Source organism: Mesorhizobium newzealandense (assembly GCF_042682145.1).
In the GTDB taxonomy this organism is placed as follows: domain Bacteria; phylum Pseudomonadota; class Alphaproteobacteria; order Rhizobiales; family Rhizobiaceae; genus Mesorhizobium; species Mesorhizobium newzealandense.
In genome coordinates this window covers 187871-206766 of the sequence record NZ_JBHUGZ010000014.1, presented here as the reverse complement: position 1 = coordinate 206766, position 18896 = coordinate 187871, and the positions used below count along the sequence as shown (strand labels likewise).

16 protein-coding genes, 1 tRNA gene and 1 pseudogene are annotated in these 18896 nt (G+C 62.5%); 11 read left to right on the top strand and 7 right to left on the bottom strand.

The window, feature by feature from the left end:
* Positions 1 to 6: 6 nt before the first annotated feature.
* Positions 7 to 1155: a galactonate dehydratase gene (gene dgoD, locus ACFSOZ_RS21645; RefSeq protein ID WP_379101344.1), complete on the top strand. Its 1149-nt coding sequence runs from the start codon at positions 7 to 9 to the stop codon at positions 1153 to 1155.
* 60 nt (positions 1156 to 1215) lie between these two features.
* Here the strand turns inward: dgoD and ACFSOZ_RS21640 are convergent, their stop codons facing one another.
* Positions 1216 to 2961 (bottom strand): adenylate/guanylate cyclase domain-containing protein, encoded by a 1746-nt coding sequence (locus ACFSOZ_RS21640; RefSeq protein ID WP_379101342.1) that lies wholly within the window; start codon positions 2959 to 2961, stop codon positions 1216 to 1218.
* 709 nt (positions 2962 to 3670) lie between these two features.
* Between ACFSOZ_RS21640 and ACFSOZ_RS21635 the strand changes: the two genes are divergently transcribed.
* The gene (locus ACFSOZ_RS21635; RefSeq protein ID WP_379101340.1) at positions 3671 to 4777 is read left to right on the top strand and encodes an acyltransferase family protein; all 1107 of its coding nucleotides are present in this window, start codon (positions 3671 to 3673) and stop codon (positions 4775 to 4777) included.
* Positions 4778 to 4914: 137 nt separating this feature from the next.
* On the opposite strand, the gene ACFSOZ_RS21630 is transcribed toward ACFSOZ_RS21635, so the two are convergent.
* Positions 4915 to 4990 (bottom strand) — tRNA-Ala (locus ACFSOZ_RS21630).
* Between the two features lie 173 nt (positions 4991 to 5163).
* Entirely contained in the window at positions 5164 to 5553 is a 390-nt protein-coding gene (locus tag ACFSOZ_RS21625; protein ID WP_379101338.1) for a TIGR02300 family protein, read from the bottom strand.
* 207 nt (positions 5554 to 5760) lie between these two features.
* Here ACFSOZ_RS21625 and aroA point away from each other — a divergent pair, with 207 nt between their 5' ends.
* On the top strand, positions 5761 to 7119 hold the full coding sequence (gene aroA / locus ACFSOZ_RS21620; RefSeq protein WP_379101336.1) for a 3-phosphoshikimate 1-carboxyvinyltransferase: 1359 nt from the start codon (positions 5761 to 5763) through the stop codon (positions 7117 to 7119).
* Positions 7116 to 7346, top strand: a pseudogene (locus ACFSOZ_RS21615) (DUF6881 domain-containing protein); the annotation flags it as partial. The gene aroA and the pseudogene ACFSOZ_RS21615, both read left to right, overlap by 4 nt.
* Here the strand turns inward: ACFSOZ_RS21615 and ACFSOZ_RS21610 are convergent.
* Positions 7272 to 7424, bottom strand: a complete 153-nt coding sequence (locus ACFSOZ_RS21610; protein WP_379101699.1) for a hypothetical protein — start codon at positions 7422 to 7424, stop codon at positions 7272 to 7274. The pseudogene ACFSOZ_RS21615 and the gene ACFSOZ_RS21610 overlap by 75 nt on opposite strands.
* On the opposite strand from ACFSOZ_RS21610, the gene cmk reads away from it, so the two are divergent.
* From cmk to ACFSOZ_RS21595, 3 genes are all read left to right on the top strand, one after another.
* Positions 7425 to 8075 (top strand): (d)CMP kinase, encoded by a 651-nt coding sequence (gene cmk / locus ACFSOZ_RS21605; protein WP_379101684.1) that lies wholly within the window; start codon positions 7425 to 7427, stop codon positions 8073 to 8075.
* Between the two features lie 208 nt (positions 8076 to 8283).
* On the top strand, positions 8284 to 9981 hold the full coding sequence (gene rpsA, locus ACFSOZ_RS21600; protein WP_008872513.1) for a 30S ribosomal protein S1: 1698 nt from the start codon (positions 8284 to 8286) through the stop codon (positions 9979 to 9981).
* A 227-nt stretch (positions 9982 to 10208) separates the two neighbouring features.
* Positions 10209 to 11975, top strand: a complete 1767-nt coding sequence (locus tag ACFSOZ_RS21595; RefSeq protein ID WP_379101682.1) for a hypothetical protein — start codon at positions 10209 to 10211, stop codon at positions 11973 to 11975.
* Here the strand turns inward: ACFSOZ_RS21595 and ACFSOZ_RS21590 are convergent.
* From ACFSOZ_RS21590 to ACFSOZ_RS21580, 3 genes are all read right to left on the bottom strand, one after another.
* Positions 11960 to 12667, bottom strand: coding sequence for an SDR family NAD(P)-dependent oxidoreductase (locus ACFSOZ_RS21590; RefSeq protein ID WP_379101334.1), 708 nt, complete (start codon positions 12665 to 12667; stop codon positions 11960 to 11962). The genes ACFSOZ_RS21595 and ACFSOZ_RS21590 overlap by 16 nt on opposite strands.
* Positions 12668 to 12860: 193 nt before the next feature.
* The gene (locus ACFSOZ_RS21585) at positions 12861 to 14450 is read right to left on the bottom strand and encodes a 5-guanidino-2-oxopentanoate decarboxylase (RefSeq protein ID WP_379101332.1); all 1590 of its coding nucleotides are present in this window, start codon (positions 14448 to 14450) and stop codon (positions 12861 to 12863) included.
* Positions 14447 to 15295, bottom strand: coding sequence for a dimethylarginine dimethylaminohydrolase family protein (locus ACFSOZ_RS21580; protein ID WP_379101681.1), 849 nt, complete (start codon positions 15293 to 15295; stop codon positions 14447 to 14449). Before ACFSOZ_RS21580 ends, ACFSOZ_RS21585 begins: the two co-directional genes overlap by 4 nt.
* A gap of 219 nt (positions 15296 to 15514) precedes the next feature.
* Between ACFSOZ_RS21580 and ACFSOZ_RS21575 the strand changes: the two genes are divergently transcribed.
* The 4 genes from ACFSOZ_RS21575 (at position 15515) to ACFSOZ_RS21560 (ending at position 18861) form a co-directional block, all read left to right on the top strand.
* Positions 15515 to 16327 carry an ABC transporter ATP-binding protein gene (locus tag ACFSOZ_RS21575; protein WP_379101679.1) on the top strand — a complete coding sequence of 271 codons (813 nt, stop codon included), beginning with the start codon at positions 15515 to 15517 and terminating at the stop codon, positions 16325 to 16327.
* 54 nt (positions 16328 to 16381) lie between these two features.
* Positions 16382 to 17179, top strand: coding sequence for a transporter substrate-binding domain-containing protein (locus ACFSOZ_RS21570; protein ID WP_379101330.1), 798 nt, complete (start codon positions 16382 to 16384; stop codon positions 17177 to 17179).
* A gap of 159 nt (positions 17180 to 17338) precedes the next feature.
* Positions 17339 to 18052, top strand: coding sequence for an ABC transporter permease (locus ACFSOZ_RS21565; RefSeq protein WP_379101677.1), 714 nt, complete (start codon positions 17339 to 17341; stop codon positions 18050 to 18052).
* Positions 18052 to 18861 carry an ABC transporter permease gene (locus tag ACFSOZ_RS21560; RefSeq protein WP_379101329.1) on the top strand — a complete coding sequence of 270 codons (810 nt, stop codon included), beginning with the start codon at positions 18052 to 18054 and terminating at the stop codon, positions 18859 to 18861. The genes ACFSOZ_RS21565 and ACFSOZ_RS21560 overlap by 1 nt, the downstream gene beginning before the upstream one ends.
* The last annotated feature ends 35 nt before the right edge of the window (positions 18862 to 18896 follow it).

The window sequence follows — 18896 nt, the reverse complement described above, 5'->3', positions numbered from 1 at the left end:
CAGCGCATGAAAATCATCTCGCTCACCACCTACATCGTTCCGCCGCGCTGGCTGTTTCTGAAGATCGAGACCGATGCCGGCGTCACCGGCTGGGGCGAGCCGGTGGTCGAGGGCCGGGCGCTGACCGTCGAGGCGGCGGTCAAGGAGCTTGGTGATTATCTCATCGGCAAGGACCCCCGCCTGATCGAGGATCACTGGACGGTGATGCATCGCGGCGGCTTCTACCGTGGCGGGCCGATCCTGATGAGCGCCATTGCCGGCATCGACCAGGCGCTGTGGGACATCAAGGGCAAGGCGCTCGGCGTTCCGGTGCATGAACTGCTCGGCGGCAAGCTGCGCGACAGCATCAAGGTCTATTCCTGGATCGGCGGCGACCGGCCGGCGGAGGTCGCGGCGGGTGCCAGGGAAATGGTGGCGCGCGGCTTCCTGGCGCTCAAGATGAACGGCACCGAGGAACTGCAGATCGTCGATAGCCACGACAGAATAGATGCCGCTGTGGAGCGCGTCGCCATGGTGCGCGAGGCCGTCGGTCCCAACATCGGCATCGCAGTCGACTTCCACGGTCGCGTGCACCGGCCGATGGCGCGCATCCTGGTCAAGGAGCTCGAGCCCTACAGGCTGATGTTCATCGAGGAGCCGGTGCTGAGCGAAAACCGCGAGGCGCTGAAGGAGATCGCCGCCCTCGGCTCGACGCCGATTGCGCTGGGTGAACGGCTCTACAGCCGCTGGGACTTCAAGTCGGTGTTCGAGGAAGGCGTCGTCGACATCATCCAGCCCGACCTGTCGCATGCTGGCGGCATCACAGAATGCCGCAAGATCGCGGCGATGGCCGAGGCCTATGATGTGGCGGTCGCGCCGCACTGTCCGCTCGGGCCGATCGCGCTCGCCGCCTGCCTGCAGCTCGATGCGGTCAGCTACAACTGCTTCATCCAGGAGCAGAGCCTCGGCATCCACTACAACGCCGCCAACGATTTGCTCGACTACGCCGCCAACAAGGATGTCTTCCGCTACGAGGACGGCTATGTCGCCATTCCCGATGGCCCGGGCCTCGGCGTCGAGATCGACGAGGACTACGTCAAGGAACGCGCCAAGGAAGGCCACCGCTGGCGCAACCCGATCTGGCGCCACAAGGACGGCTCCTTCGCCGAGTGGTGATGGGATTGGCCTTCAGTCGCGCAAGCGCGCCTGAACAAGGAGGCTCGCGAGGTTGGAAATCTATACTCTCACCTGCGCCGCTTCGGGAGACTTCAGTCCATCAACTAGATGATGAATATCCGCCTCGTTCTCGTAGTGCAAGGTAGAGACGAAAGCATCAATCGTAAATTCCGGATCGACCTTGTCTATTTGAGCGAGATGAGCGGACGCAGCGGTCCGATCGCCCAGCCAGTGATACGCCGCCGCGACAAAGGCGTGTTGGTTGGCATCCATCTTCGACAGATGCATGAAGGCCTCGATTGCTTCGGAATATTCGTGGGCTGTGAAGTGAGCTTTCCCAAGATGGCTCCAGAAGCGTTCCGGGTGGTGAGGGTTCAACTGCATCGCCTTGCGAATCCAGTGGGCTCCTTCCTTGGGGCGACCGAGCCAAGTCAAAAGCTCGCCGTGCTGGACCACGACGAGATCGTAGTTTGGATTGAGTGCGAGAGCCCGCTCCTGGTGGTGCCGAGCCTTCGTCAGATCGTTGCGGCTGATGCTAATGGCTGCCAATATCCGTTGGACGTCCGCATCGTTGCTATCCAGTGCTTGCGCCAACTCAAGCTCACGGACGACTTCGTCGAACGCGGCGTCCTTATCAGCGCACCAGCCGTAGCCCCAGGCTTGCCCCAGGATGCAGCCCCGCCAGGCATGGGCATGCGCGTATTCGGGGTCGAGTTCTAGCGCTCGTGTCACCAGCTTCAGCGCCTCCTCATTCTCGGCTCGATTGCTGCGATGGTGGCGGACCTTGGCCGCGAGCACGCATTCGTATGCTGCCATGTTGGCAGGTGTCTTGCGCGCCACGAGATCCTGCTGCGCGGCTTCGACGCGGCCTGGCAGCGTGGCCACGATCGCTGCGGTTAGTTCGTCCTGAATGGCGAAAACATCGTCGAGCTTGCGGTCGTATCGCTCGGCCCAGATGTGTGTATCGGTGGCAGTATCGATCAGCTGCGCTGTCACCCTGAGCTGATCGCCCGATTTGCGGACGCTGCCCTCCACCAGGTATTGCGCGCCCAGCTTCCGGGCGATTTCACGGAGGTTTACCGACTGCCCTTTGTAGACGAAGGTCGAATTGCGCGAGATGACGAACAGTTCGTGCCGGCGCGAAAGTTCCGTGATGATATCCTCGGTCAGACCATCAACGAAAAATTCCTGTTCGGATTCGCCGCTCATATTGGCGAATGGCAGGACCGCAATCGACGGCTTCACCGCGCTGCGCCGGGCCGAGCCGTCCCCCGCTCGCGGATCGGCTGCATCGTCTAGCACGGCGCGCCAGACCCGTATCGGACGAGAGATGTTCTTCAGGACCTTCTCGCCGAGGTCCTCGAACTTGATTTCGAGCCGGTCGAAGACCTGTTCGTACACGGCTTGGGTGACGCACACCCCGCCGACTTCAGCCATCTGTTCCAGCCGGGCGGCGACATTCACGCCATCGCCATAAATGTCGCCCTCATCAAAGATGATGTCGCCGAGATTGATGCCGATCCGGAACTGAATGCGTCCGGCATCCGGCACGTCGGTGTTGCGGCGGCGCATGCGGATCTGCACCTCCGCGGCGCAGCGTACCGCATCTGCCACGCTCTGGAATTCGACCAGCATGCCGTCACCGGTGGTTTTGATGATGTGGCCCTGGTTCTTGGCGATTGCCGGATCAATGAGTTCGATCCGGTGCGTTTTGAGCCGCGCAAGGGTACCCCTCTCGTCGGCTTCCATGAGCCGAGAGTATCCAGCCATGTCGGCTGCCAGCACCGCCGCGAGCCTGTGTTCCATGTTCCAGCCTCGAAACACGCAATCTTGGATGGCAAACGCTGCAATCAAAGCTGATCACGGTCACGCCGCCACCTAAGCGCCGTCCCCATGCGATCGGAAGGCGCCCAGTTATAGCTTTACTCGAAATGAGTGCATGCGGGAAGGAAATCGAGCGCTCCCCATACCCGCTCTCGGCTGCTCGATTGGTCGGCCTGCTCGACGGGGCAAGGTTTCATCCCGAATCCATCGCATTCAGTAGCCAGTTGAACGGCTTCGAAGATGATGGTTTCAGGAAAGTGCTTCGTCGCATTGCCTGGCAGCTTTTGAAGGGGTTCGACCGACTCCCGAACGCGAGGCCGGCCCATCTGGCCAAGCCTGGTGTCAGCGCCGGGACGCGCAACCGAAACCAGTAGACATTCCTGCGAAGTCGGAGATGTGACGCCCGACAAGGCACGGCGCCGCCAGGTTACCCCAATGCCCCGTCCCCTACGGGGCCGGCAATCCGCCAGGCACGCCCGACGAACCTGGCCGTCTTATTAGCTTCTTCTTAAGTAACGCCCGTATCTCTATTGAACTTCTGATAGCCGGCGCGGTAAAAGTCTGCTGAATCGATGGAACGCTCAAATCCATGCCTCTATCACAGGCGAATCGTTGCTGATGTTGCAACTCTGATCAGATTTTCATCGATGCGACTGTTGCCGCTTCGACCTTCCGTTGTTATGCCTCCACAATGCTTTACAGAAACATCCAAGGTCTTCGTGCCATCGCGGCACTAATGGTGGTATCAAGCCATACTTTCTGGTCGCTGGAGCCCTTGAGGGGCCATTGGATCGTGCAATTGGCGGACTCGATCGGTCCGGCCGGCGTCGATCTGTTCTTCGTCATATCCGGCTTTGTGGTCTTTTTGTCCGCCGGGAAAGCGGGGGAAAAGGCCGCCATCGTCGGGCGATGGCAAGCGTTCCGAGGATTTGCCGTGCGGCGCGTGTTTCGCATCTACCCGATCTATTTGATCGCGTTTGGTGCCGCTACGCTGCTGATGACAAAGGTTGAACTTGCCCCGACATCGCTCGAACAGGAACCGTGGTGGAAACTGGCTCTTCTGATCGACCAGCCGAACAACCGAATTCTCGCGGCCTGGAAACTGCAATATGAGATGATTTTCTACACTATATGCGCGTTGGGGATTTTGATCTCCGCGCGCCGCATCCTGCTTGTCCTGGGTCTCTGGTTCGTTGCTGTTTTCTCGGTATGGATCACGGGCGTCTTCACACCATCGGCACCGATGGCGCCACTGGTTCTGGAGTTCGTGTTCGGGATAGTGGTTGCCTTGCTCGTCAAGCGAGGATTCTCAAAATACGCTGTGGCATCCCTGGGCATCGGCATTGGCGGAATTTTGCTCGGAGCGATCGTTTTCCGGCTCTATGGAGCAGGATGGTTTGAGCTGCCTCAGATGTGGCGCGTGGTGTGTTTTGGCCTGCCGAGCGCGTTTGTTGTATATGGATTTGTGGCCATCGAACTTCGGTCGATGTGGCAATTCTCCAAGCGTTGGGTCGCTCTGGGAGATTCGTCCTATTCACTGTATTTGTGGCATCAAATGCTGTTCGCGGTTATGGCGGCTCTGTGTGTGAACTTTGGCCTTGTGGGTAAAGTCCCGCTGATAGCGTTGGCGCTGTCATTCTTGGTGATGGCCATCCCAGTCGCGATGCTGAGTTATCATCAGATTGAAAAGCGTATCAACAAAAGTGACTGGCTGACCCGGCTGGCGGGTGAGGCAAAAAGAAAGCCGTCTGTCGCGCCAGCCGCATACCAGTCGTCCTCCAGCAGGTCGACTGTATGATCTGGCCGACCGACCCAGACCCAGAGCACCTGGTGAAGTCGTTCCGAAAGAGCTGATGACCATGTGGAAGATCGGCCGCAATGTCGGCGATCCGTGCAGCAGCTGGCCTGATATCCTCGATGAGGAGAGTGACTGTTTGGTGGAGCCAATCGGAATCGAACCGACGACCTCTTGAATGCCATTCAAGCGCTCTCCCAACTGAGCTATGGCCCCACTTCCGGCAGTCAACCGGCGCCGTTTCCGGCGAAGAGATCCGGCGCGGGTTGGAGACCGCGCCGTTAGTGCAGGCGGCTTCTAACCCCGCCTTTCGTCAATATCAAGCCTTCGAGAGCCGCTTTTTCTTCACAGGCCAAGAAAGCCCGCAAACGCCTGCTTCCAAGGCCGGATCAGACCTCGTCGTCGTCGTCGCCGACGCCGATCATGTCGGCGACGTCGTCGTCTTCTTCCTCTTCGTCGGCAAGGAAGGTGTCATCCTCGTCGTCGCCGAGATCGACGTCGTCCTCATCGTCGCCGAGATCTGGCAGGTCGTCGCCCTTGACGTCCTCGTCCGCCTCTTCGAGCGAGACGACCTCGACGCCCTCTTCTTCCTCGGCGTCCACTTCCTTCTCGGCCACTTCCTCTTCCTCTTCGAGAGCGGCGATCTTGCCTTCCTCGAAATGGGAACGCGGATAGGTCTTGCCCGTGTAGGGCGAGACGATCGGGTCCTTGTTCAGGTCGTAGAATTTTCGGCCCGTCTCCGGGTCGATGCGTTTTGTGCCAAGTTCGGTTTTTGCCACGGCAAGCCTCGTCAATAAAAGAGTGGTCCCCTTAACCACAGTTTGCTGCGCTGTCAAAGCGAAAAGCCGGCGTCACAAAACCATGCATTGAAAGGCCTCGCGTCAAGTGACGACCATGGGGGATGACCATTTCGGCCCACCGTGATACGAGACCGCCGCAACAAATGAAAAGCGCCGGCCCGCCGGCATTCCGTCCAGGGAAATTCCATGTCTCACGCCGCCGCCCCAAAGTCGGCCACCGCCCGCAAATCACCAGCCCTTGCCGGCACCGCCCGCGTGCCGGGCGACAAGTCGATCTCGCACCGCTCCTTCATGTTTGGTGGCCTCGCCTCCGGCGAGACCCGCATCACCGGCCTGCTCGAGGGCGAGGACGTGATGCGCACCGGTGCGGCCATGAAGGCGATGGGCGCGCTTGTCGAGAAGCGCGGCGCCGAGTGGGTGATCCGCGGCACCGGCAACGGCGCGCTGCTGCAGCCGGAAGGCCCGCTCGATTTCGGCAATGCCGGCACCGGCTCGCGGCTGACCATGGGCCTGGTCGGCACCTACGACATGGAAACAACCTTCATCGGCGACGCCTCGCTGTCCGGCCGGCCGATGGGCCGGGTGCTCGAACCCTTGCGCCAGATGGGCGTGCAGGTGCTGAAGGCGACGCCGGGCGACCGGATGCCGATCACGCTGCATGGCCCAAAACATGCGGCACCCATCACCTACCGCGTGCCGATGGCTTCGGCACAGGTGAAATCCGCGGTGCTGCTGGCCGGGCTGAACACGCCGGGCATCACCACCGTCATCGAACCCGTCATGACACGCGACCACACCGAAAAGATGCTGAAGGGGTTTGGCGCCAATCTGTCGGTCGAGACCGACGAGCGCGGCGTGCGCCACATCTTCATCGAAGGCCAGGGCAAGCTGACCGGCCAGACCATCGCGGTGCCGGGCGACCCTTCCTCGGCCGGTTTCCCGCTGGTGGCTGCGCTGATCGTGCCAGGTTCGGACATCGTGATCGAGAACGTGTTGATGAATCCGACCCGCACCGGGCTTCTGCTGACGCTGCAGGAAATGGGCGGCAAGATCGAGATCCTCAACCCGCGCAATGCCGGCGGCGAGGATGTCGCCGACCTGCGCGTGCGTTATTCCGAGCTCAAGGGCGTCACCGTGCCGCCCGAGCGGGCGCCGTCGATGATCGACGAATACCCCGTGCTCGCGGTCGCCGCCAGCTTCGCCGAGGGCGAAACGCTGATGCAGGGGCTGGAAGAGCTGCGGGTGAAGGAATCCGACCGGCTGTCGGCCGTCGCCGACGGGCTGAAGCTCAACGGCGTCGACTGCACCGAGGGCGAGGCTTCGCTTGCGGTACGCGGCAAACCGGGCGGCAAGGGTCTCGGTCGCCATCCGAACGGCCCGGACACAACGGTGCAAACCCATCTCGACCACCGCATCGCCATGAGCTTTCTGGTCATGGGACTGGCGACGGAAAAGCCCGTCACGATCGACGATCAGGCGATGATCGCGACCAGTTTTCCGGAATTCATGGGGTTGATGAAGGAGCTGGGCGCGGAGATCGAATGAAATACGTCTACGTTCATTGGAGGCATGAGAGGGCAGAAGAGCCATCTCACCTCTGGTATGAGATCGCAGACGATAACTTTCAAAACCGAACAATAGAGTTCTACGCCGATGGGTCGGTCGGTTTCGCCGTTCGTGGCGAAGCCGCAGATGGATCAGATGATCTTGAAATCGGCGGCACAAGAAACTCCACCGAAGGTTTTCCAGATGTTGAAGAGATCAATTCGGACAGGGAATTCGAAGCCCTGGAGATCACGGCAGCCGAGTTCGATCAACAATGGCGCAGGGCGCTTGCGGTACAACGTCATATGACGGGGCTCCTGACCATCGCCATCGACGGCCCGGCCGGCGCCGGCAAAGGCACCCTCGCCCGGCGGCTCGCCGACCACTACCGGCTGAACCTGCTCGACACCGGCCTCACCTATCGCGCGGTGGCCTACGCGCTGATCCAGCACGCGCTGCCGCTCGACAATGTCTCGGCGGCCGAAACCGCAGCCCGCCAGGTCGATCTGGCGAAGCTCGACCGTGCGGTGTTGTCGGCACATGCGGTCGGCGAGGCGGCCTCGAAGGTCGCGGTGTATCCGACCGTGCGGCGCATCCTGGTCGAAAAGCAGCGCGACTTCGCCAAGACGCCGCCGGGCGCGGTGCTCGACGGGCGCGACATCGGCACCGTCGTCTGCCCCGACGCCGACATAAAACTCTATGTGACGGCCAGCGCCGAGGTACGGGCACGACGCCGGCTGGCCGAAATCGAGAGCATCGGCGGCACCGCTGATTTCGCCGAGATCCTTGCCGATATCATGCGCCGTGACGAGCGCGACATGGGCCGCGCCGACTCTCCCTTGAAGCCTGCCGCCGACGCGCACTTGCTTGATACCAGCGAAATGGCTATAGAAGCCGCGTTTCTTGCGGCCATGGCGATCATCGACGACGTGCTGGACAAGAGAAACAAGGCCTGATCCGGGTTTTTCCCTCGTGTTTCCGTTGTCGGAGGCGAAGAAAACACCCATATCGGGCACGAACCAGCCTGCCAGCATTCTTCATGCGCCGGAATTGCCGCTTAAAGAGCGGCCCAGGGCTTTTGTAGCCCGGAACGCCGGCAGGCCAACGCAACGCTAACCCACGGCGCCCGTCCCGCGATAGAAGCGGGGCATTCCAGGAGAAACAATGTCAGCTGCAAATCCCACTCGCGATGATTTCGCGAGCCTGCTCGAAGAATCATTTACCGCCGGCCATTCCGGCGAAGGCCAGGTCGTCAAGGGCACGATCACCGCGATCGAAAAAGACATGGCCATCATCGACGTCGGCCTCAAGGTCGAAGGCCGCGTGCCGCTGAAGGAATTCGGCGTCAAGGGCAAGGACACCACCCTCAAGGTCGGTGACACCGTCGAAGTCTATGTCGAGCGCATCGAGAACGCGCTTGGCGAAGCGATGCTCAGCCGTGAAAAAGCCCGCCGCGAAGAGAGCTGGGTCCGCCTCGAAGAGAAGTTCACCAAGGGTGAGCGCGTCGAAGGCGTCATCTTCAACCAGGTCAAGGGCGGCTTCACCGTCGACCTCGACGGCGCCGTGGCCTTCCTGCCGCGCAGCCAGGTCGATATCCGCCCGATCCGCGACGTCTCGCCGCTGATGCACAACCCGCAGCCCTTCGAGATCCTCAAGATGGATCGCCGCCGCGGCAACATCGTGGTGTCGCGCCGTACCGTGCTCGAGGAGAGCCGCGCCGAACAGCGTTCGGAAATCGTGCAGAACCTCGAAGAAGGCCAGGTTGTCGAAGGCGTCGTCAAGAACATCACCGACTACGGTGCGTTCGTCGACCTCGGCGGCATCGACGGCCTGCTGCATGTCACCGACATGGCATGGCGCCGCGTCAACCATCCGACCGAAATCCTCAACATCGGTCAGACGGTCAAGGTGCAGATCATCCGCATCAACCAGGAAACCCACCGTATCTCGCTCGGCATGAAGCAGCTCGAGAGCGATCCGTGGTCCGAGATCGGCACCAAGTTCCCGATCGGCAAGAAGATCAAGGGCACCGTCACCAACATCACCGACTACGGCGCGTTCGTCGAGCTGGAGCCGGGCATCGAAGGCCTCATCCACGTTTCGGAAATGTCGTGGACGAAAAAGAACGTGCATCCCGGCAAGATCCTGTCGACGACCCAGGAAGTCGACGTGGTGGTGCTCGAAGTCGATCCGGCCAAGCGCCGCATCTCGCTCGGCCTCAAGCAGACGCTCGAGAATCCGTGGCAAGCTTTCGCCAGCAGCCATCCGGTCGGCAGCCAGGTCGAGGGCGAGGTCAAGAACAAGACCGAGTTCGGCCTGTTCATCGGCCTCGAAGGCGACGTGGACGGCATGGTCCATCTCTCCGACCTCGACTGGACCCGTCCGGGCGAGCAGGTCATCGAAGAGTACAATCGCGGCGACATGGTCAAGGCGCAGGTGCTCGACGTCGACATCGACAAGGAGCGCATCTCGCTCGGCATCAAGCAGCTGGCCAAGGATACGGTCGGCGAAGCGGCGACTTCGGGCGAACTGCGCAAGAACGCGGTCGTCACCTGTGAAGTCATCGGCGTCAAGGATGGCGGTCTGGAAGTGCGGCTGGTCGACAGCGGCATCGAGACCTTCATCAAGCGCTCCGACCTCAGCCGTGATCGCGACGAGCAGCGCCCCGAGCGCTTCACCGTCGGCCAGAAGGTGGACGCCCGCGTCATCGCCTTCGACAAGAAGACCCGCAAGCTGCAGGTCTCGATCAAGGCGCTGGAAATCGCCGAAGAGAAGGAAGCGGTCGCCCAGTACGGCTCGACCGACTCCGGCGCTTCGCTGGGCGATATCCTGGGTGCCGCGCTGAAGAAGCAGGGCAGCTAAGTCCTCTGCCCCACCGCCTTGCGCGGTGGTCACTTCAAAACCCCGCCGGAGCGATCCGGCGGGGTTTTTCTTTACGGTAAGATAAACTTCCTCGCGTATTTGCCAGCAATCCGAGGAGGCTTTCCATGCGCAATGACGACGATTGTTCCGCTCCGGGATCTTCGTGGTTGCTGCGTCTCTACACCAGGTCGCCGGCCTTGTTCTGCTTTTGCGGAATGGCAATCTTGATGATTGCCCTCTGGTCCCTGGGCTTCCAGCTCAACGGCGATGTGGACGACCTCGTCAAACTGCATGAAGTCCGCATCTTGCTTGAAACGGGCAACATCTTCGACCGGACGCTGCCCGGCGTTGCCCAACCGGAGCCCTATCTCTCGCATTGGCCATGGATCGTCGACCTGCCCTATGCCGCCTTCGCGCGTCTGCTCATGCCGCTTGCCGGCTTCGAGCCGGCGTTGACGGTGGCAAGCTTTGCCGTCCCGCTGCTGCTGTTTGCGCCCGCGCTCTATTTCTACAATCGGCTGGTGATCGCCATGGGCTTTGCCAACCCGGCCGTTGCACTGCCGCTGGCTTTGATCTTTGCCGCGCGCAGCTTTTTCGAATACGCCCCGGGACGGATCGACTACCACAATCTGCAGATACTGCTTTTGCTGGCGGCGCTGGTTTTGATGCTGTCGCAAAACCGCTTTGCTGCCTTCGTCAACGGGCTGCTGGCGGCCTTGGCGCTTGCGATCAGCGTGGAATTCGCTCCGTTCTATGTGCTGGTGATGGCAGTCTATGCCTTTGACTGGATCTTCGGCCGCGAAGAGGGTGCAGACAGGATTGTTGGCTTTGGGCTGGCATTGGCCTTGGGCGGGGTCGGCCTGTTCGCCGCGATCGTGCCGCCTTCAGCCTATGCCGCCGTCAAATGCGACACCTATTCGGCACCGCATGTGACGGCACTGGTCGCGGCCGGGCTGTCATTTGCCGTGGTGCCTTTGCTTGTCGGCCGACGTGGCGGATGGGCAATGCGGACGGCAATTCTGCTGGTGTTCGCGGCCGCCAGCGCGGCGGCGCTGGCGCTGTTGTTCCCGCAATGCCTGGCCGGCCCCTATGCTTCGCTCGACGCCTATGTGCGCGACAACATGCTCGAGAGGATTCCTCAGGAATTGAGCCTGTTTCGGCGCCCTGATGTCGTTCTGTCGGCGAGCTTTCCCAGCATCGTGCTGCTGTTCGTCGGCGCGCTCGCCCCGGGTGTCCTTTGCCTTGGGCCGCACGGCCGAAGCCGGCCCCTCGTCATCCTGGCGCTGTTCTCGCTGCTCGCGCTGGTGCTGTCGATCGATTACTTCCGCTATTTCCGCTATCTTCCGGTTTTTTCCGGCATCGGTCTGGTCTTCGTGCTGGCGAGTTTGCTGCCGCCAGATGCCAGACTGGCCCGCACATTGAAATCTCCCATGTCGTTGGGATCGCGTGGATACGCGCTAGTCCTGCCCGGCCTCGTTTTGTCCGCGGCGATAGCGCTTTACCAGCTATCTGTGAGGCCAGCCCCGGACGCCATTCCCGCCGCCGAGTTCGCCGACAGTTGCGATCTCACTCATTTCGAGCCGCAATCAGGTTGGCCGGCAGCCACCATCGTTCTGACGCCACCATTGATCGGAGCGCATTTTCTCGCTCTTGCCGAAGGTCCCAAGGTGGTGACAGTCCCCAACCACCCGTCGGCCCATGGAATCGAACGCAGCTATCGTTTTCTCGATCCTTCGACCGCCGACCCGCGCGCGTTTCTCGATGCCTCCAGAGCGACACATGTTGCGCTTTGCGCGCACAGAGGCCCGCCGTCGCCATATCTCGAAGCCGCCTATCCATTCGCGGCCGCGCTGATGGAGGGCCACCCGCCGTCATGGCTCAGGGAGTGTCCGACGGATGCGTCCTCGCCGCTGCGCCTCTACAGCTACCGAAATGCCGATGGATCGGATGCCGCCTGCCCTGTTTCGACGGCTTCCGCTCAGGCCCGGCCGTAAAGCGGCACCAGCGTGCCGCTCATCGCCTGATTGGCCGGCGAGGCGAGATAGGCAATGGCTTCGGCGGCCGCTTCGAGGCTTACCCATTTGGTGACATCGGCATCCGGCATGTCGGCGCGGTTTGCCGGCGTATCGAGCGTCGATGGCGCCACGGCATTGACCAGGATGCCCTTGCCTTTCAATTCCTCCGCCATCGCCACCGTCATGGCGGCCACCGCCGCCTTGCTGGCAGCGTAGGCGACCATGCCGCCGCCGCGCCGCGGGTCGAGCCCGGCGCGCGCCGTGACATTGACGATACGGCCCGCAGAGTCCGACGCCAGCATGGAGCGCACCGCCGCGCGGCAGCACAGGAAGGCAGTGCGTGCATTGGTGTCCATCATTTCGGCAAAGGATGCCGATTCGATCTTTTCGACCGGCGCTGCGGCGAAGCCGCCGGCCAGATGGATCGAGCCCCACAGGCCGGGTACCTGGCTGTAGAACGCCTCGACCTTGGCGGAGTCCGAGAGATCGACATTGTGCACCAGCTTGACACGGTCATGCGCGGTGAAGGGGAAATGCGCGGGCGCCGCGGCATGGGCATTGGGCACATGGCAGATCGCGCCCTCGCCCAGCAGTTTGCCGACGACCGCACCACCGAGTGCCCCGGTTCCGCCGGTCACGACAATATGCCTGCCTTCAAGTGTTTCCGTCATCCTGGACCGCTCCTGTCATTTTTTTGTAGTTAGGTCGTTTCTTGTCCCGCGCCCGACGCAGAGCGTCGCGCCTTTCGTACGATCACTCAATTGATATCTCGACATGGCAGTTGTTGCGTCTTTGCATGCATCAGCCCGTCAGGCAGCCGGAATCCAGGCCGGCTGAGGCATGAAGCCGTTGCGCCGCCACCCTTCAGTCGACTGTGATTTCGATGACGCGCGGCAATCCGGTTGCCCGTGCGCGTTGCAACGCATCCGCTAGCGCGTCGATGTCGGCAAGCCGTTCGGCGCCAAGGCCATAGGCTTCGGCCAGCTTGCAGAAATCCGGCGGCGCCGGCGACACGCCGACCGGCTCGACGCCGACATCGAGCATCGAGGTTTCGATCTCGCGGTAGCCGCGGTTGTTCCAGACAACGAAGATGACCGGCGCCTGGGCGTCGAGCGCGGCGCCCAGTTCCGGCAGCGTGAACTGGAAGCCGCCGTCGCCCGTCAGGCAGACGACTGGCGCATCGGGTACCGCAAGGGCAGCGCCAATCGCAGCCGGCGGGCCATAGCCGAGCGCGCCGAAGCCGGTGGCGGCATTGAACCAGCCGCCTGGCCGATCATGGTCGTAGTAGAGGTTGGCGGCATAGATCGGCTGCGTCGAATCGCCGACGATGAACGCACCCGGCAGCGCATCGCGGATCACCTCTACGGCACGTACCTGCGCCTGCAGCGTCGGATTGATCTCGGCAAAGGCCGCTTTCCGAGTCGCAGCGGCGCGCGCCGGGCCAGCTTGGCTCGCCGTACCATCGCCGATTTCCTCGAGCAGCGCTTCGAGCGCCTCGGCGCAATCGGCCTGAATCGACACCGTCGCCGGGCGGCGGGCAAGCTGGTCAGCGCCGATATCGATGCGGATCAGATTGGCGGGCAGGACGAAACCGCCATCGCTGTAGCCGTCATAGTCGGTCGGGCCGAATTCGGTGCCGGCGGCAATGACCAGATCCGCTTCGGCCATCAGCGCCCGCACGGCCTTGAGGCTGGGACTGGCCGGCACGCAAAGCGGATGGGCATGCAAGAGGCCGCGCGCATTGGCGGTCTGGACGACCGGCGCTCCCAGCCGTTCGGCCAGCCGCCGCAATGGCGCCTCGGCGCGTTTGGCGCCGCCGCCGACAAGGACCAGCGGACGGCGCGCCGCGGCGACGAGTTTGGCCGCGCTGGCAATCGCCGCGCCGTCCGGCGCGGGCGGCGATGCATTGCTCAGCATGGCAGCGATGCCATCCGCCGGCTTGACCATGACGTCGGTCGGGATTTCGATATGCACCGGGCCGGGCCGGGCCGATGAAAACAGAGCGAAGGCCCGCGCCAGCGCGCCTGGCAGTTCACCGGCCTCGGTGACCCGCTGCGAAGACAGCGCCACTTTCTCCATCATGCCGCGCTGGTCGGGCAGTTCATGCAGATGGCCCAGGCCCTTGCCCAGCGTCGGTGTGGCGTTGACACCCGAGATCACCAGCATCGGCACCGAATCGGCGCGCGCTTGTCCCATGGCGGTGATGGTGTTGGTGAGGCCCGGTCCGGTGATGACGAAGGCGACGCCCGGCCTGCCGCTGGCGCGCGCATAGCCGTCGGCCATGAAGCCGGCGCCCTGCTCATGGCGCGGCGTGACATGGCGGATCTTCGAGCGCGCCAGCCCCCGGTAGAGTTCGACCGTATGCACGCCGGGAATGCCGAAGACCATGTCGACGCCATGGGCTTCGAGCAGCGAAATGAGCGCCTCGCCGACGGTGGTCCCAATGGTGGTCATTGGCGAAGCACCGGTCGCGTCAGGCAGGTCGGGCCACCCTCGCAAGCGATGCAGAGCGCATCCGCCTCGAAGGTGGAAACCGTGCAACCGGCCGCCTGCATGGCAGCAGCCGTCCTCGGAAAACCGGCGACGGCGATCACCTGGCGCGGCGCCGTCGGCAGCACGTTGAGACTGAGCCCGTTGGAAGCATGGAACTCGTCGGCATCGCCCTCGACCAGCTTGATGCCATGCGCGCGCAGCAACTGGTAGAAGGCGGCTGGCAGCAGAGGTGCGTAGACCAGCGCCAGATCGTCGGCGAGCGGACTGCTCACCGACATCAGATGCAGGCAGGCTTCCTCGCCGTGCCAGAGCGGCAGATCGAAGCCAAGAACCGAAATGCCTTTGGGCGCAAGCAGGTTTGAAAGCTGCTGGATGCCATTCTGGTTAGTGCGCACGCCTCGGCCGACGGCCAGCGTGTTTGCATCCACCCAGACGCAGTCGCCGCCTTCCACCTGGCCAGGGCTTTCAATGCGGCCGAGGGTGGGAATGCCCATGCGTTTGTACGCTGCTTCGTGGAGGCCGGGTTCAGCCCGGCGCAGCGCCTTGCCCATGGAAAGAATGATCGCGCCATGTTCGGTCATCAGCGACGGATCATGGGTGAAGACGGAATCGGCCAAGCTGTCATCGGCCTCCGTCAGCCATTCGATCTCGGCGCCGGAAGCCGAAACCAGCTGTGTCAACCGCTCATGCTGGGCCGCGGCCTTTCCCGGCTCGAAACCCGGGCCGTAGTACCATTCCTGCGCCCTGGCATGACGCATGGCGCTGGCGGCGGACCGCATAAGCACGCGTTTCAGCGGCCCGGCCATGGACTGCGACCCGTATGATTTGCCCACTAATTTCTCCCGAGACGTCCGTTGCCGCCACTAACCACTACAGCAAGCTGTGATCAATAGTCCAAAAACCATGGTTGACGGAGGCAAGCGGAACGGTCCATCTTGAGAACGGGAACTCTGTCAGTGACGGTTAATGGGTAAAAGAATCCAGCAGCGACGGGCTCGACCACTCCGCGGAGCGTCGAAGGGATGATGTCGCAAGGCGCTGCATCCGCACTGAAACACACGGCGCAAGACGGCGCCGCCGAAGCCATCCATGTCGAGAACCTGCACAAGAAGTTCGGTGAGTTGCATGTGCTGAAGGGCGTCTCGCTGTCGGCGCGCGACGGCGAGGTTATCGCCATCATCGGCGGCTCAGGCTCGGGCAAATCGACGCTGCTGCGCTGTATCAACTGCCTGGAGAACCCGACCAGCGGCATCATCCGCGTCAATGGCGAGGAGATCAAGCTGAAGGCCGACAGCCACGGCCACACGGTTCCGGCCGACCGCAAGCAGATCGAACGCATCCGCTCCAAGCTCGGCATGGTGTTCCAGAACTTCAACCTGTGGAGCCACATGACGCTGATCGAGAACGTCATCGAGGTTCCCGTGCATGTGCTCGGCGTCAAGCGCGACGTGGCGATCAGCGAGGCCGAAAAGCTGCTCGCCCGCGTCGGCCTGGCCGAAAAGCGCGACGTCTATCCGGCCTATTTGTCGGGCGGCCAGCAGCAGCGCGCCGCGATCGCCCGGGCGCTGGCCATCAATCCGCGCGTCATGCTGTTCGACGAGCCGACCTCGGCGCTTGACCCCGAACTGGTCGGCGAAGTGCTGAAGGTGATCGGCGACCTGGCGCGCGAAGGCCGCACCATGGTGCTGGTCACCCACGAGATGAAGTTCGCCCGCGAGGTCGCGACGCATGTCGTCTATCTCTACAATGGATTGGTCGAGGAAGAAGGACCGCCGGAGCAGATCTTCGGCGCGCCCAGATCCGAAAGGCTCAAGCAGTTCATCCGCAACATCGGCTAGGACAGGCCGGGACGGAAGAAAACCGGGAACCAACAACAAACTGGGAGTCGTGAAATGAAAACTGTTCTGAAGACATTTGCCGCAGCGCTGCTGCTGGGCGTCGCCGCCATGGGCGTGGCCAAGGCTGATCCGGTCAAGATCGGTGTCGCCGCCGAGCCCTATCCGCCCTTCACCTCGCCGGATGCTTCGGGCAAATGGGTCGGCTGGGAGGTCGAATTCATCGACGCCGTCTGCGCCGAAGAGAAGCTCGACTGCGTCATCACGCCGGTTGCCTGGGACGGCATCATCCCGGCGCTGACGACCAAGAAGATCGACCTCATTGTCAGCTCGATGTCGATCACAAACGAACGCAAGAAGACGATCGACTTCTCCGACAAATACTACAACACGCCGACGGCGATCATCGGCCCCAAGGACCAGAAATTCGGCTCCGCTCCGGACGACCTCAAGGGCAAGGTCATCGGCGTCCAGGTGTCGACCGTGCACGCCGTCTACGCCAAGAAACACTTCGGCGCCACGGCTTCCGAGATCAAGGAATACCAGACCCAGGACGAAGCCAACAACGATCTTGCCGCCGGCCGCCTCGACGCGGTGCAGGCCGATTCCATCGCGCTTGGCGAATTCCTCAAGTCGGACCAGGGCAAAGCCTGCTGCGATCTGAAGGGCATGGTGGCTCCGGACGATGAAGTGCTCGGACCGGGCGTCGGCGCCGGCGTGCGCAAAGAGGACACCGACCTGAAGGACAAGATCAACGCCGGCATCAAGGCCATCCGCGCCAATGGCAAGTATGACGAGATCTCGAAGAAGTACTTCGATTTCGATATTTACGGCGGCTCGACGCAGTCGAACTGACATCGCCAACGCATGAGCAACAACCGCACGGCATCCGCCGTGCGGTTTCGCCGAAACCTGTCCACGCACGCTTTCCGCTGACGACAATCGACAGCGGCTGACGCCAGCAATTCGGGGGCGACGCTGATCGACGCATTTCTTTCGGCCTCCGCGGCCGGCATCATCGAGCTTCTCTCGCCCTACCCGCCGGGCTGGGGCGGAACTCTTTTGGTTGGACTGCTCCATTCGATCGAGATCGCGCTGGGCGCCACGTGCCTCGGTCTTCTGATCGGCACCGGCGGCGCTTATGGCAAGCTCTATGGCGGGCCGGTGGTGCGCGATCTGCTGGCGGTCTACACCACTGTCGTGCGCGCGGTGCCCGAACTGGTGCTGATCCTGCTGCTCTATTATGCCGGAACCGACCTGATCAACCAGGCGCTGACGGCGATGGGGTATCAGCGCGTCGACATCAGCGGCCTTGCCGCCGGCATCGCCGTGCTTGGCTTTGTCCAGGGCGCCTATTCGACCGAGGTGATCCGCGGCGCGATCCTGGCCATTCCGCAAGGCCAGATCGAAGCCGCGCGCGCCTACGGAATGTCTCCCGGCCTGCTTCTGCGGCGCATCACCTTGCCGGCCATGCTGCCCTTCGCCATACCGGGCCTCGCCAATCTCTGGCTGATCGCCACCAAGGATACCGCCTTGCTGGCGGTCGTCGGCTTCTATGAACTGGCGCTGGCAACGCGGCAGGCCGCGGGCGTCACCAAAGCCTATTTCACCTTCTTTTTCGCTGCGGGCGTGCTTTATCTGCTGCTGTCGCTGTTTTCGAATTTTATCATCGGCCGTGTCGAGACCTGGTCGCGGCGCGGCATGCCCTCGCTCAAGGAGGCGCGCTGATGGCGAGCGAAGCGGCCATCATCAACGTCGTCGCGCGAACGTCGCTGTGGCTGCAGCCGCACCGCATCGTGCTGATCCTGATTGCACTTGGCCTGGTTCTGGCGGCCGCCTTTTTCATGCGCTGGGACTGGCTGCAGCAGTACTATGAGATGGGACTGATCGGCATCTGGCGCTCGCTGTGGATCCTGGCCGTTACCTGCGTGCTGGGCTTTCTGCTCGCCGTGCCGCTCGGGCTGGCGCAGGCCACCGGCTCCTTCTGGTTCGCCGCACCGGCCAAGGTGTTTTGCACGGTGATCCGGGGCACACCGCTGCTGATCCAGCTGTGGCTGCTCTATTACGGCCTGGGCTCGCTGTTTCCGCAATATCCGTGGATCCGCGAATCCTGGATGTGGCCGTATCTGCGGCAAGCCTGGCCCTATGGCGTGCTGGCGCTGACCTTGTCTTTCGCCGGTTATGAGGGCGAGGTGATGCGCGGCGCCTTTGCCGGCGTTCCCAAGGGCCAGCTCGAGGCCGCCCGCGCCTTCGGCATGAGTCGCTGGAAGGCATTTCGCCGCATCTGGCTGCCGCAAGCCATATACCGGGCGCTGCCGACGCTGACCGGCGAAACGGTGCTTCAACTGAAGTCGACGCCACTGGTGGCGACGATCAGCGTCATCGACATCTTCGCCGTTTCGTCCAAGGTGCGGCAGGACACCTACCTCACCTACGAACCCTTGCTGCTGCTGGCGCTGATCTACATGACGATCACCGGCATTCTGGTCTTCGCCTTCAGCAGGATCGAGGCGCGGATCCCCAACAAGATCGGCTAGCAACGCACAGGCAACTGCCTTGGTTGGGGCGACGG

What these genes read in the sequence shown, in the direction of transcription:
- dgoD (WP_379101344.1), top strand. Translation starts at nt 7, where the DNA reads ATGAAAATCATCTCGCTCACCACCTACATCGTTCCGCCGCGCTGGCTG.
- ACFSOZ_RS21640 (WP_379101342.1), bottom strand. Translation starts at nt 2,961, where the DNA reads ATGGAACACAGGCTCGCGGCGGTGCTGGCAGCCGACATGGCTGGATAC.
- ACFSOZ_RS21635 (WP_379101340.1), top strand. Translation starts at nt 3,671, where the DNA reads ATGCTTTACAGAAACATCCAAGGTCTTCGTGCCATCGCGGCACTAATG.
- aroA (WP_379101336.1), top strand. Translation starts at nt 5,761, where the DNA reads ATGTCTCACGCCGCCGCCCCAAAGTCGGCCACCGCCCGCAAATCACCA.
- ACFSOZ_RS21610 (WP_379101699.1), bottom strand. Translation starts at nt 7,424, where the DNA reads ATGACGTTGTACCGCAAGCGCCCTGCGCCATTGTTGATCGAACTCGGC.
- cmk (WP_379101684.1), top strand. Translation starts at nt 7,425, where the DNA reads ATGACGGGGCTCCTGACCATCGCCATCGACGGCCCGGCCGGCGCCGGC.
- rpsA (WP_008872513.1), top strand. Translation starts at nt 8,284, where the DNA reads ATGTCAGCTGCAAATCCCACTCGCGATGATTTCGCGAGCCTGCTCGAA.
- ACFSOZ_RS21595 (WP_379101682.1), top strand. Translation starts at nt 10,209, where the DNA reads ATGATTGCCCTCTGGTCCCTGGGCTTCCAGCTCAACGGCGATGTGGAC.
- ACFSOZ_RS21590 (WP_379101334.1), bottom strand. Translation starts at nt 12,667, where the DNA reads ATGACGGAAACACTTGAAGGCAGGCATATTGTCGTGACCGGCGGAACC.
- ACFSOZ_RS21585 (WP_379101332.1), bottom strand. Translation starts at nt 14,450, where the DNA reads ATGACCACCATTGGGACCACCGTCGGCGAGGCGCTCATTTCGCTGCTC.
- ACFSOZ_RS21580 (WP_379101681.1), bottom strand. Translation starts at nt 15,295, where the DNA reads ATGGCCGGGCCGCTGAAACGCGTGCTTATGCGGTCCGCCGCCAGCGCC.
- ACFSOZ_RS21575 (WP_379101679.1), top strand. Translation starts at nt 15,515, where the DNA reads ATGTCGCAAGGCGCTGCATCCGCACTGAAACACACGGCGCAAGACGGC.
- ACFSOZ_RS21570 (WP_379101330.1), top strand. Translation starts at nt 16,382, where the DNA reads ATGAAAACTGTTCTGAAGACATTTGCCGCAGCGCTGCTGCTGGGCGTC.
- ACFSOZ_RS21560 (WP_379101329.1), top strand. Translation starts at nt 18,052, where the DNA reads ATGGCGAGCGAAGCGGCCATCATCAACGTCGTCGCGCGAACGTCGCTG.